This is a genomic window from Xanthomonas hortorum, assembly GCF_011305375.1.
In the GTDB taxonomy this organism is placed as follows: Bacteria; Pseudomonadota; Gammaproteobacteria; order Xanthomonadales; family Xanthomonadaceae; genus Xanthomonas; species Xanthomonas hortorum_E.
This window is the reverse complement of record NZ_VCME01000015.1, coordinates 124331-137125: the sequence shown is the minus strand read 5'-3', so window position 1 is coordinate 137125 and position 12795 is coordinate 124331. Positions and strand designations below refer to the sequence as shown.

The 12795-nt window shown below is 62.2% G+C and carries 14 protein-coding genes; 11 read left to right on the top strand and 3 right to left on the bottom strand.

Annotated features, from left to right (window positions below):
- Positions 1–273 precede the first annotated feature (273 nt).
- Positions 274–561: a hypothetical protein gene (locus FFY45_RS14385; protein WP_255171980.1), complete on the top strand. Its 288-nt coding sequence runs from the start codon at positions 274–276 to the stop codon at positions 559–561.
- A gap of 113 nt (positions 562–674) precedes the next feature.
- On the opposite strand, the gene FFY45_RS14380 is transcribed toward FFY45_RS14385, so the two are convergent.
- Positions 675–1943 (bottom strand): two-component system sensor histidine kinase NtrB, encoded by a 1269-nt coding sequence (locus tag FFY45_RS14380; protein ID WP_176340943.1) that lies wholly within the window; start codon positions 1941–1943, stop codon positions 675–677.
- A 74-nt stretch (positions 1944–2017) separates the two neighbouring features.
- Between FFY45_RS14380 and FFY45_RS14375 the strand changes: the two genes are divergently transcribed.
- From FFY45_RS14375 to FFY45_RS14350, 6 genes are all read left to right on the top strand, one after another.
- A complete protein-coding gene (locus FFY45_RS14375) occupies positions 2018–2386 on the top strand; it encodes a response regulator (RefSeq protein WP_006448791.1) in 369 nt (122 codons plus the stop codon).
- 108 nt (positions 2387–2494) lie between these two features.
- Complete coding sequence (locus tag FFY45_RS14370; protein ID WP_176340942.1) at positions 2495–3490, top strand: acyl-CoA dehydrogenase family protein; 996 nt, start codon at positions 2495–2497, stop codon at positions 3488–3490.
- A complete protein-coding gene (locus FFY45_RS14365; RefSeq protein WP_023904033.1) occupies positions 3478–4239 on the top strand; it encodes a PIG-L deacetylase family protein in 762 nt (253 codons plus the stop codon). Before FFY45_RS14370 ends, FFY45_RS14365 begins: the two co-directional genes overlap by 13 nt.
- A complete protein-coding gene (locus tag FFY45_RS14360) occupies positions 4236–4832 on the top strand; it encodes a class I SAM-dependent DNA methyltransferase (protein WP_176340941.1) in 597 nt (198 codons plus the stop codon). The genes FFY45_RS14365 and FFY45_RS14360 overlap by 4 nt, the downstream gene beginning before the upstream one ends.
- On the top strand, positions 4829–5515 hold the full coding sequence (locus FFY45_RS14355; protein ID WP_176340940.1) for a glycosyltransferase family 2 protein: 687 nt from the start codon (positions 4829–4831) through the stop codon (positions 5513–5515). The genes FFY45_RS14360 and FFY45_RS14355 overlap by 4 nt, the downstream gene beginning before the upstream one ends.
- A gap of 159 nt (positions 5516–5674) precedes the next feature.
- Positions 5675–6145 carry a MarR family winged helix-turn-helix transcriptional regulator gene (locus FFY45_RS14350; protein WP_176340939.1) on the top strand — a complete coding sequence of 157 codons (471 nt, stop codon included), beginning with the start codon at positions 5675–5677 and terminating at the stop codon, positions 6143–6145.
- Positions 6146–6213: 68 nt separating this feature from the next.
- Here the strand turns inward: FFY45_RS14350 and FFY45_RS14345 are convergent, their stop codons facing one another.
- Both FFY45_RS14345 and FFY45_RS14340 read right to left on the bottom strand, forming a co-directional pair.
- Positions 6214–7731 (bottom strand): FAD-dependent oxidoreductase, encoded by a 1518-nt coding sequence (locus tag FFY45_RS14345; protein ID WP_255171979.1) that lies wholly within the window; start codon positions 7729–7731, stop codon positions 6214–6216.
- Positions 7732–7869: 138 nt separating this feature from the next.
- On the bottom strand, positions 7870–8031 hold the full coding sequence (locus FFY45_RS14340) for a hypothetical protein (RefSeq protein ID WP_229015252.1): 162 nt from the start codon (positions 8029–8031) through the stop codon (positions 7870–7872).
- A gap of 305 nt (positions 8032–8336) precedes the next feature.
- Between FFY45_RS14340 and FFY45_RS14335 the strand changes: the two genes are divergently transcribed.
- The 4 genes from FFY45_RS14335 (at position 8337) to FFY45_RS14320 (ending at position 12384) form a co-directional block, all read left to right on the top strand.
- A complete protein-coding gene (locus FFY45_RS14335) occupies positions 8337–9143 on the top strand; it encodes a MipA/OmpV family protein (RefSeq protein WP_176340937.1) in 807 nt (268 codons plus the stop codon).
- A gap of 64 nt (positions 9144–9207) precedes the next feature.
- The gene (locus tag FFY45_RS14330) at positions 9208–10179 is read left to right on the top strand and encodes an aspartyl/asparaginyl beta-hydroxylase domain-containing protein (protein WP_176340936.1); all 972 of its coding nucleotides are present in this window, start codon (positions 9208–9210) and stop codon (positions 10177–10179) included.
- A gap of 142 nt (positions 10180–10321) precedes the next feature.
- Positions 10322–11008: a response regulator transcription factor gene (locus FFY45_RS14325; protein WP_217902591.1), complete on the top strand. Its 687-nt coding sequence runs from the start codon at positions 10322–10324 to the stop codon at positions 11006–11008.
- Entirely contained in the window at positions 11005–12384 is a 1380-nt protein-coding gene (locus FFY45_RS14320; protein ID WP_176340935.1) for a sensor histidine kinase, read from the top strand. The genes FFY45_RS14325 and FFY45_RS14320 overlap by 4 nt, the downstream gene beginning before the upstream one ends.
- Positions 12385–12795: the final 411 nt, after the last annotated feature.

The following is a 12795-nucleotide window of genomic DNA, read 5'->3' as shown; positions in this document are numbered from 1 at the left end:
ATCGAGGTCCGCTGCGTGTCGCGATTTTATTTGCGGTGGATTGCTTTCGGAACACCATTTGGTTGATCAATTTCTAATCGCCACTGCTGGCTGTATCGAGTAACAAGCCCGGCAATGAAATCGTTCCGCTGCTTTATGAATCATTTTATCTAAGAGCGACCTGTGCAGTATGCGATCTGCCGTGTTTAAAGCTTCATTGCAAACAGCAGCAATGAATCCCGTTGATTCCTTGCAAGTTGCAAAATTATCGCCCAATCTGGAATCGACAGCTTCTTGCTGGGCAAGCCTTACTGGTTCAAGCCGCTCAATGCAGGCACCGAGGTGTGTATGGGGCTCACCATGATCCGGAACATCGGTCACTACCGATTGACGGCGCACACGGCGCCGGCAGGTGCCTTGTACGCTCCGGAAATTCTTGTCTCTTTCGAAGATGGCATCACCCTGCGCGGTTATAAACCGCCGGATGTCAGATTCGAGACCCAACTTGCTGCGAGGCATTACGCCAGGCAATGGATGGGCAGATGCAAGCTCTCGGCGTTGGGCATTCTTGAAGACAGCTGACATGGGTGCGCCGTTCGAGGCATCGTGTCGATCGATGAAGACCTACCCAAGCTCGATTCTGCAGATGTACGGGAGTCTTGCCCGGTAGCGATGCCTCAACCTGGCCAGCACAGTCAAACTGCAGGGAACCCCAACGTGAAGCACGCGCCCTGCCCGGGCTCGGATGTCACATCGATGAACCCATTGGCCTGCCTCACTGCGCCGTCGACTTGCGCCAAGCCCAAGCCGGTGCCCTTCCCCGCCGGCTTCGTTGTGAAGTAGGCATCGAACAAATGCTCACGTACCTCGGGCGTGATACCGCTGCCGTTGTCGCTGACAGCGATGGTGACGTAGTCGCCACTGCGGCGAGCGCTTACCTCGTCGGCATCGGCAAGCGTGCACTGTGCCACGGCAATACCGACCTTGCCGTGCTCGCCACAGACATCGCGTGCATTGATCACCAGATTCAAAAGCGCGCGTTCTAATGTGTGCGGATCGACCAACACCACGCTCCTGATCGCTGCCGGTGTCCACTCGATAGACACCTTGTTACCCGCTGCCTGTTGCAGCAAGGGCAGCAGCCGTGCGACCAGCTCGTTGAGATCCACCTCTTCGGGTGCGTACGGGTGATTGCGCGCGAACCCCAGCAGCCGCTGCGCCATGATCGAGCCCTGCTGCAAAGCGCCCTCGGCCATGCGCAGAATCTTCCTGTCTTCGGCGATGACAGCGCCGCGAGACTGAACCACTTCGATGGCAGCGCCCGCGGTTTGCAGCACGTTATTGAGGTCGTGGACCACCCCTGCCAGCAATTGCCCAACGGCCTCTCCCTCCTGCGCCCGCTCGGCCACGGTCTCGGCCAGTCGCTGGGCTGCACGCGCGATATCGAGTTCACCTTCCACATCGCGGCCGCTACTGTCGTTGCTGTTGAGCTCGTAGCCAATGGCGTTGGACAGTTCGCTTTGCCTGATCAACGGGTCGTTGCGTGCGCTCAGCGTCTGGTTGAGCGTGCGTAGCGCTTGCTGCGATTGCCGGCGCTCGGTGATGTCGCGATTGACCGCCAGCACGCCTTCGATGTTGCCGTATGCATCGCGCAGCGGGCTGGTGGACACCAGCCAGAACTGGCGTTGGCCATCGGCGCCGGTGCACTCGGTTTCGAATTGCTGGGACAATCCTTGACCAGCAGCTGCAAGCGCATCTTCCACGCGCTGTCTGAATTCTTCCGGCCACAACGACGACCAGCGCTCGCCCACGATGGACCTGGCATGCTCTGCCGCCACACGTGCCAGACCATGCGCATTGACGAATTTGACGCGCCCATCCAACGAAATTTCCTTGATGGAATCCAGCGAGAGTTCGACCACTTGCCGGTAGCGATGATCTGGGAAATCTTGCGTCGTGTTCATCGTGCTCAAATCGATCACATGCCTTTCGCGTGGGAAACGTAGTGTGGTGCGGGCATCCTCAGAACACCTGCTTTATGGAATTCAAGAACGAAAAACTGATCCTCGTGGTCGACGACGATGTTGACACCCTTGAGGTCGCTGCGCTGTTGCTGTCGGATATTGGATATGCGGTTGTGACTGCTGTAGACGCCCAGGAAGCGCTCGAACATATCGACAACCATCCGGGCATCGACCTGCTCTTTACCGACCTTCAGATGCCGGGCCTGCTGGACGGCTATGGTCTCATCTCCTACCTGCGCTCCAATGGCAACAATGTGCCAGCCATCCTCACCTCCGGTCTGGGCCGCTCGCCCAACGGGTTGCCCGAGCGCACTATCTTCTTGAGCAAACCCTACACGCGCCGTGGTCTGGTGCAACAGATTGAGGCGTTCGTGGGTCACTAGAACAGGGCGGCTGCAGCGCGGCCCCCAATTGCACGGTCCGCTTCACAGCGATGTCATCGGTTGAGCGCATCACACGCTTTGCACCACTTGCTGCTTAGCTTCCTTGCGATGAGCGCACGCATTACATCCAACGATCCAGTTTTTTCATCGCCTGACGATCTCGCCGCAAAGAACGGACTCAACCAATCAATGCTGCAACGTTGGTTGCGCGATCACCCTGTGCTTCCTCTGCCGGGACGCGGCCGAACTGCCGAACGCTGGCAGCTGCTCGCCGATATCGCTGCGGAAGACTTGTGTGTCGCCAAATTTCTGGAAGCGCATTACGACGCGCAGGCCATCTGCGCCGATCTGGATGTCGATGTCATCGAACCGGGGCAGCGCTGGGCCGTGTGGGCGGCGGAGCCACCGGGTTCGGACATGCGATTTACCGGCAGTACGCTCGAAGGAACCAAGGCGTGGTGCTCTGGTGCAGCCCAGGTCACGCACGCGTTGGTGACCACGCAGCATGCCGGTGCCAGCGGTCTGTTTGCGGTGGCGTTGAATCAACCCGGTGTGCAGATCGATGCAAGTGGCTGGCAGGCGATCGGCATGCGCGACATCGAGACCGCCAATGTCACCTTCAGCAGGGTTCCCGCGCAGCAGGTTGGAGCGAGCGATGCGTATCTGACACGGCCAGGGTTCTGGCATGGTGGTGCCGGCATCGCCGCATGCTGGTTTGGCGCAACCAGCGCCGTTGCCGATGTGCTACGCAAAGCATCTCGGGTACGCCGCGATCCGCACGCCGCCGCGCACCTGGGCACCATCGACGCAGGCCTGGCCGCTGCTGGTGCGTTGTTGCGTCAGCTCGCGCAACAGATTGACGCACAACCGCAGGATCCGCAGATGCGCGGCGTGCTGCAGGTACGCAGTGTTGTCGAGGCAGTGGCGCGCGACACGCTCGATCGGGTTGGCCGTGCACTGGGCCCTGGCCCGCTTTGCGGCGACCGCGTGCATGCACAGCGCTGCGCCGACTTGTCGGTCTTCATCCGACAACACCACGGCGAGCGTGATCTGCAAGCCTTGGGTGAGCTCTGCCATCAACAGGATCTCGCATGGAAGATTTGACCGGCCAGCCAATCGAAGGTGCAGGCACACCTGAGTCAGTGTGGCGCGATGCAGCGTGTCTGAGTGATATGCCGCGCAGCTCGCTATCGCAACTGCTGCAAGGCAGCCGTCGGCTGGTCGTGGTCGCGCCGCACCCCGACGATGAAGTGCTTGGCTGCGGTGGGCTCATCGCAGCCGCACGCGCGGCTGGCGTGCCCGTACTGATCATTGCGCTCACCGATGGCGAACTGGCGTATCCAGACGAACCGGGCTGGGCGCCGCAGGTACTTGGCCCTGCACGTCGGCTGGAGCTCGACGCAGCCGTTCAACATCTGGGTCTGTTGCCAGGCGCGTTGATCCATCTTGCATTGGGCGACGGCGCACTGGCTGCGTGCGAGGCGCGCATTGCAGAGGCCGTGGGCGGCTTGCTCGATGCAAACGATACTGTGCTGGTGACCTGGCAGCGCGACGGCCATCCCGATCACGAAGCCGCATCGCGCGCCACCAAGGCTGCCTGCGACACCCACGGTGCGCGCTTGCTGCAATACCCGGTCTGGGCCTGGCATTGGTCGCAACCGGACGATGGCGTCTTTACCGACGAGCGCGCGACCCGATTCGAGTTATCTCCTACGGTGATGGAGGCAAAGCGGCAGGCCATCCAGTGTTTCGCAACGCAGATCGGTCAGTGCACGCCGGCTGTTGCTGCGCCGATCCTGCCATTGCACGTGTTGGAACGGTTCGATCGCTCTTTTGAGGTGTTCATCCGATGACGGCCTTAAGCGTCGCGCATTTCGAGCAGCTGTATGCCGACGACGACCCGTTCGGCTATCGCTCGCGTTGGTACGAGCAGCGCAAACGCGAGATCCTGCTCGGCACCCTGCCCTATCGGCGCTTTGCAAAAGGCTGGGAATTTGGATGTTCCAACGGAGAACTCACTGCAGCACTCGGGCAACGCTGCGACGCGTTGCTGGCCACCGATCTCTCTCAGCAGGCGGTCGATCTGGCGAGTGCGCGCGTCGAACAGATGCGCCATGTAACCCTGCAACAAGCGGCGCATCCTGCGGATTGGCCGGAGGGCAGCTTCGATCTGATCGTGTTCAGTGAGGTCGGTTATTACCTGGAAGATGCCGCATTCGAAAAAACCGCTGCACTGTTTGCCCAATCGCTCAGCGAGCGCGGTTGCCTTGTCGCCTGTCACTGGCGTCACGACTTCCAGGGCGCGCTGCGCAGTGCAGAGCGGGTACATGAAGGATTGCACGATGCATTAGCACTGGAAACGCTATGCACGTATCAAGACCCTGATTTCGTGCTGCAGGCATGGATGGCCGGACCATCGATTGCGCAACAGGAGCGCCTGCGATGATTGCGGTGACCATTCCGGCGCATAACGAAGCAGCACTGATCGGGCAGTGTCTACAATCCATCCTGGTGGCGGCACGGCATCCGCACTTGTATGGCGAGCGCGTGGAAATCCATGTCGCGCTCGACCGCTGCACCGACCTCACTGGCAGCATTGCCCGTTCGCATGGCGCCATGACGCTCAAGACCAGCGGCGGCGTCGGCATTGCGCGTGCGGCGGCGGCTTCTGCGGCAATCTCCCGCGGTGCGCGCTGGCTTGCCTTTACCGATGCCGACACCCGCGTGCCACCGGACTGGCTGTCGGCACAGCTTGGCTGTGCGGCCGATGTGTTCTGCGGTGTCGTGGAGGTCGGCGATTGGCGCGACTTTCGGCCGGAGACACGCAAAGCATTCATGGACACGGAAATCCGCTGTGACGGCCATCCCCACGTGCACGGCGCCAACCTGGGCATGAGCGCAGCCGCCTATCTGGCCGCCGGCGGTTTTTCCACGCGCACCTCCAGCGAAGACGTCGCCCTGGTCTGCGCACTGGAAGACGCCGGCATGCACATCGCGCGCCTGGTCACCCCGGTCGTCAACACCAGCGCCCGCCGCGACGCCCGCGCCACCGGCGGATTCAGCGATTACCTGATCCGTCTGGAAGCCGCCGTTATGGCCATGAGCCCTGTGCCCAGCAAGAACGCGTAGCAAAACAGCCATCGGTTCACTAGCGACACCTGATCAAGCGGCGCCAGATCGAACATGCAGGCACAGGTCCTGCGGTCTCCACCATCGTCATTCATGACAGGCTGTTGCCAATCGTCAGTGGGTGTAAAATGCACCCATTGGATGCAAGGCACTGCCCTGATGAAGAAAACCGAAGACACGCCTGAAGGTGCACGACTGCGTGAACTGCATGGCGCGCTGCTTGAGATTGTTGGCGTCATGAACCAGCCGCAGCGCGATGCAGCGATGATTCTGGAGGCTGGGATCTCCCTGGAGCGCGCGCAATTTCCGCTGCTGGTATTGATTGAACGGTTCGGGCCGATCGGCGTGGTCGAACTTGCCGATCGCGTGGGGCGCGACTACACCACCGTCAGCCGGCAGATTGCAAAGCTGGAAGAACAAGGCCTGGTCAGCCGACGCGAGAGCGCTGCCGATCGTCGCGTGCGCGAGGCAGTGATCACCAGGAAGGGAAAGACGATGACCGACAAGGTCGATGAAGCCCGCAAGAAGATCGGGTTCGCCATCTTTTCCGAATGGAAAGAGCGCGATCTCGATGCACTGGTGCGGCTCATGCGCAAGTTTGCGGACGATCTCAAACGCGGCGTTCCATAAGAGGCCCAGTCATCTCTGCGACCTGAAGGAGACGTACGTGGGAGCTTCACACTTGTCGATTCGAATGATCACATCAACTCGAATTCGGCATGCTCTGCCGCAACAACACCTGCCGTGTGCAGGTAGTCGGTGATGCGCTGCGTTGCCTCGATGCTGCCAGTGAGGGCAACGTAGCCGTCCGGTCGCACCAGCACCAGATCGCCCGCTACCAGCCCATAGGCGCGTTCGATCTGCTGGCCCGGATCCTGCAGATCGCCGTCGCTACCGATTGCATAGCTGCGAACACCCGGATAACGCGGCAGCGTGTGTGCAGCGATCTGGTAAGCCAACAACGTCCAGTGCGGTCCCTGGAACAGCTCGAACAGGCGCGTTGCCTGGCCTGCCGCGCCAAGCAAGGGTGCATCCGGTGCGCGCCAACCGGAGGCGATCGCGGTCGTAGAGGTGGTCGGCCACACCAATGCAGAGGCGTCGTAGTGCAGGTCCAACTGCTGCGTCTGCCGACCGCGGCGCAAGTCGCCCTGTTTGGCTGCGTCGAGCAGCTTGACCGACAGGCCCAGCATTGCGGAAGCGATTGGGCGGCGTTCCTGCTCGTAGCTGTCGAGCAGGCTCTCGGACGCACCGCGCACCACCGCAGCCAGTTTCCAACCCAGGTTGTAGGCATCTTGCACGCTGGTATTGAGCCCTTGCCCGCCAGTCGGTGGATGGATGTGTGCGGCGTCGCCAGCCAGCAAAATATGTCCAACGCGATAACGGTCTGCCAGTCGCGCGTTCATCGCATATGCCGATGCCCAAAACACCTGCTCGACGCGGATGGCGGTGTCGCCGATGCGCGCGGCGATCATCGCATTGAGGCCGCCAACCGACAGATCGATGTCGCCTTCCAGCGGCACCGGTGCCTGGATCTGGAACCAATCGGTCCCCGCCAGCGGGCAAAACGAAATCTGGGTTTGCATCGACGCCTGGTTGAAGCGGTGCCAATACGCGCGATCCAGACCACGGATGACCACGTCGGCCACGATTGCGCGCACGCCCAGCGTCTTGCCGGGGAAATCGATCGCGAGTGCGTGTCGCACAAAGCTGCGGCCGCCATCGGTTGCCACCAGGTAGCGGCAGCGGATCACTTGCGATCCGCTGCCATCGCTTAGCTGTACGGTCACGCCGGTGGCGTCCTGCTCCAGGCCGACCAGTTCGCATCCATAGTGCGGGGCATGCCCAAACTCGGCCAGACGCTCGCGTAACACGCGCTCGGTCAGGAATTGCGGGGCCATCAATGGCTGCGCAAACGGCTCGGTCATGGTCGGTTCCGCACGATCGGGTTCGGCGTCCGTGTAGCTGCCGTTCTGAGCATAAGTGCGCTCAGGCGGATACGGGCCGCCCACGGCTGCCAGGCGGTTTGCGATGCCCATGTCTTCGAAAATCTCCAGCGTTCTCGGTTGGATGCCCTTGCCGCGCGAGCCACCGAACGGCTCGCCGATCTTGTCGATCAAACGGAACCGGATGCCCCGGCGCGCCAGCTCCAGCGCCAGGGTCAGCCCGGCGGCGCCGGCGCCGCAGATCAGCACATCGAGGTCTCTGTCGTCGTTCATGGCCATCCATATGTGTGCAATATGCACTTAATTGGCGGCAGCTTAGGCCTGTCGAAAAAAGAGTGCAAGTAGCACATATTCAGCCGGCGCTGCCGGCTTGGCCCGGCCGGTGCGCAAGGCCCGCGCTCTGCATCCTTTTCAGTCGCGTTCGCCGCGCAGAACCGACTGCAGAAACCTGACGACCTGGGCGGAATGACCCCGCGCGGCGAGTTCGGCTGCCGTCTTACCTCCCAGCTCGCGAATCGGGTCGTGATGAAACCAGGCGGCCGCTTCGGCAACAGGAACAATCTTCAGCGCCAACGTCAGGATCGTCGCCTCATCTCGCATACGGCGGTATCGGCGATGAAGACGACAGGCAACTACAGAAAGCGGTCATGGCGAACTCCATAGGCGAAGCAGCGTGGTGGCAAGCAAGACGGCGTGGGACGCAGTGCGATTGCGCTGCACGTTGCCACGCCGATGTCGGTGGAACGTCGCAAGTGCCGCTGCTGCACTGCCGACATTTGGCCGACATGCATGACGCACGCTGCTGCCGCGCCATCGCTCCCTGCTCGACCGCGGGTCGGCACAGCGGCGGCGCTGCCCTCTCCCACTGAAGCCTCCCCATGACGCATTCCCGTTTCTTCCTCGCCACACTATTGGCACTCCCCTCTCTCGCCGCAGCGCAGACCACACCGCAAGCGGACCCATCGCTGGCCGAACAATCGCCTTATCGCTGGGGCCTGGGCCTGGGCGCGATTGCCTCGGATAGCCCGTTCGCCGGTGAGGGCACGCGGATCAACCCGGTGCCATTGATCCTGTTCGAGGGCGAGCGGGTGTTCTTGCGCGGTATCACCGGCGGATACCACATCATCAAAGGCGAGACCTTCAGCCTGGATGCGATTGCCGCGCTACGCATGGATGGCGTGGCGGCAGACGATCTGGGTAGCGAGGAATTGGCGCGCAACGGCATCGATCGCGCGTTGCTGGAAGATCGCGACGACAGTCTGGACCTCGGTCTGGTCGGTACATGGGAAGGCGCGGCAGGCGAATTCGAATTCACGGCCAAAGCCGACGTGACCGGCACCAGCGAAGGCTACGAATTGACTGCGCGTTACGGCTACCCCATCAGCGTGGGACGCGGCCGATTGACGCCCAGCGTCAGCATCAGCCATCTCTCCAAGGACATGGCCAATTACTACTACGGCACGCTGGACGAGGAAGTCGCGCGCGGTGTGGTGGATTACAAGCCGGATTCGGCCACCGTGCCGACCGTGGGCGTCACTTACGTACGACCGATCGGCAAGCGCTGGCAGTTCATGACGCGCCTGCAATACAGCGTGTTGCCCAGCAAGCTCAGCGACAGCCCGCTGCTCGAACCCGATACCGACGGCGTCGGCACGCTGTTGATCGGTTTTTCCAGGGGCTTTTGATGACACCGGGCCATGGCGCCGCCATGCAGCGGCAATGTAAGCGATGCCTGGGCGCGAGCGCAGCATGATCGCCTGGACCTTGCTGTGCCTGGTGGCGAGCTGGATCGCAGCGATGACCTACGTCTACCGGTATCGCGGTCGAGCGCGCTATGCCAGCTTGAAGCAATACCTGCGCAAGAGCTGGCCGGTGTTCGCCCTGCCGAACGTGATTCTCTACACGTTCACCAAACGCGCGGCGCGTGGCCCGTTCGTCGCGTTGGATGCCTATCCAACGCTGGCATCGCTTGCGCAACACTGGGACGTCATGCGCGACGAGGCACTGGCGATCCAGGCCGGCGGCAGTTTCGAGGAGGCGCGCCGGGAAGGCTCGGTGGCGTCGTTCGATGTGGGATTTCGCACGTTCTACAAATATGGCTGGAGCCGCTACTACCTGCGCTGGTATGGCTACACGCATGCATCGGCGCGTGCCAGCTGCCCGCAGACGCTGCAGATCCTGGCGCAGTATCCGCAGGTCAAGGCCGCCATGTTTGCGATCCTGCCGCCGCATTCGGGGCTCACACCGCATGCCGATCCGCTGGGCTGCTCGTTGCGCTACCACCTGGGCCTGGCCACGCCCAATGCCGCGCAATGCTTCATCGACGTCGATGGCCAGACGCGTGCCTGGCACGACGGCCAGGCGTTCATCTTCGATGAAACCTATCTGCATTTCGTCCGCAACGACACCGATGCTGCGCGCCTGATCCTCATGTGCGACGTCGCCAGGCCGATGCGCTGGCCGGGCAGGCTGTTCAACCTGCTGTACTGCCAGCTCGCACGTGCCGCGATGACACCCAACGACACGCGCGACAAGCGCGGCCCGGCGAGCGCCTTGTTCACCTGGATCAGCCCGCTGATGGCGCGTGGAAAGCAGCTGCGTGCGCGGCATCGGCCGACCTACAACGCCATCAAGTGGGCGATCAATCTGCTGTTGCTCAGCGTTGCGCTGGCAAGCCTTGCCGGCGTGATCGGTGCCGGGCGCTGGCTACTGCATGTTTGAGCATTTCCCTGCCCTGCTGGCATCGATCGGCCGCCTGTTGCGCGAGCTGGTCGAGTGCATGGAGACGATGCTGCGTATGATGTTTCCCACCCTGAAAAACACCGATGCGATGACCTCCAGCTCGATCCAGCCTGCGCAGGTATTGCAGGTGCTCATCATCGAAGACAACCGTGCACTGGCGGCCAATATCTTCGATTATCTGGAGGCATGCGGACATCAACCCGATGCTGCGCCCGACGGCAACTCCGGCCTGAATCTGGCCATCAGCAATCGCTACGACGCCATCATTCTGGATTGGATGCTGCCGCGCATGGATGGCATGAGCGTGCTGCGCACGTTGCGCGAAGACCATGGCTGCCGCACGCCGATCATCATGCTCACCGCCAAGGATCAGCTGGAGGGCAAGCTACTCGGGTTCGAAAACGGTGCCGACGATTATCTGGTCAAACCGGTCGCGCTGCCGGAGCTGGAAATGCGCTTGCGCGTGATGGTGGGCAGAGCCAGCGCGAATGCAGCAACAGCGGGTCACTTGCTGCAGGTCGGCGATTTGCGCTTCGACCTGGACAGTCTGAAGGTCTCGCGCGGCGAGCGCAGCGTGGTGCTCTCCAGCACCTTGCGCAACGTGCTGGAATTGCTGATGCGCGAATCCCCGAGAATCGTGCGTCGCGATCGACTGGAAAGCCTGATCTGGGGCGACGCCTTGCCCGAGGGCGATCTGCTGCGTTCGCACATGCATGTGTTGCGGCGTGCCCTGGATCAGGGGGGCGAGCACAAACTGCTGCACACCGTCGCCGGTGTCGGCTATCGCCTGGGTGGTGGGACGCGATGAGATTGGGCGGGCGCCTGGGAAGTCTGCAGTGGCTGATCAGCAGCAGCCTGATCGTGTCCGGCGCGATGCTTGCCCTGGGGTTGGCGGTTCAAGGGTTTTTGAGCCAGGAGTTGATCGAAGCTCCGATCTGGAAACAGCTGCTCACCTCGAGCACGCAAAGCATTGCGCACCTGCCTGCGGCCGAGTTGCAAAGCGCGCTTCCCACCGATGGCCCGGTGCAGGGCTGGCTGGTGTCAGACCCTGCGCGACTCCCCGCAGGAATGCCGGCCTTCTTCGCTGCGCTGGCGCCTGGCTACTACGGCGAAGGCGATCTTGAAGCCGCCAAAGGAGCCCCCTTTCTGACCAGGAAGTTCATCAACATCCTGCAACCGCATTGGGGGCCGTTCGCTGAACCCCCGGGCCAGACACGGCCCGATCGCAGTTACTCGGTGTTGATCACCACGTTGCCGCAAGGGCGATTGGTCATGAGCATCGACATGACCGAGCTCGAAGACAAGCAGAACGAAAGCGTTCAAGTGAGCGTGCTGTTCATGCTGTTGAATCTGGCGATGATCGCGCTGGTGATCTGGTGGCTCTTCATCAGTCTGACCCGGCCGGTCACCGACCTGGCACGGCGCATGCGACAGCTGGACCCGCTGCAACCCGCGCAACGGCTGCCCACCGACTACCGCAAGAGCGAGCTCAATACGATTGCGCGTGAGGTGAACGCGCACCTGGAACGTGTAGCGCGCGCGATCGAACGCGAGCGCAGTCTGCTGGACCAGGCCAGCCACGAATTCCGCACGCCGCTGGCCGTCATCTCCGGCGCGGCCGATGTACTGCACAAGCAGCAGTTGCCGGAGCGCGCGCAGCGGCCGTTGCATCGCATCGACGAAGCCGTGGGCAACCTCAAGCAGATCATGGAAGCGCTGCTGTATCTTTCGCGCGAACCAACCCCTACCGAGCGCGAGGAGATCACCGTCCTGCACGGACTGCTTCCCGATCTGGTCCAGGACCATCTGTATCTGGTCTCGGCAAAGCCGGTGCAGTACCACATCGACGTGCTGGAGCCGCTGGTCTTGCATGCGTCCGAATCGATGGTGCGCATTGCCGTGGGCAACCTGCTGCGCAATGCGGCCGACCATACCTATGCCGGCGACATCCGCGTCTCGCTGGTCGAGCACAGGCTCTGCATCCGCGACTCGGGCGAAGGCTTCGATACCGTGCTGGCGGCAGAGCGCTACACCGCCTCATTGAAACACTCGGTCAAGCAAGGCGGCGGTTCGGGGCTGGGCCTGTTCCTGACTCAGCGTATCTGCGAGCGCTTCGGCTGGCGCCTGCATCTGGAGTCGACCATCGCCGAGGGAACCCTGGCGATGATCGATTTCAATCCGTAACCAAGAGCCGCTGCAGACCTCGCGTTCGTGCGCTGTCAGCGACGCACTGAACTGATGGTCTGCCAGTCGGTGGTGCTACCGCAATTCCCCGATAGCCTGGACGCTGGTGCAGGCGCTTACCAGATCGCCACGCGGTCCTTGTCCGACGCGCTCCACCGATTGCGCTCGTCACGGCCTTGCAGGCATCATGCGCCACGTTTTTCGTCCCCCACCCCAGAGGCCTGCTCCTTGGACAGTCATAGTCGATTGCGTCGCGGCACCTGCGCCGACGGATCCTGACCCAAGGTCGGCTCCGTCCGCACAGGGCGGGGCTCATCGCGTGCGCTTGCGCCCACGCATTGCCTGCATTACCCACACAATCCAGCTAGACCCAAAGCGCGGTCTTTGGCGCTCCGACCCTGGAGAGTGCCG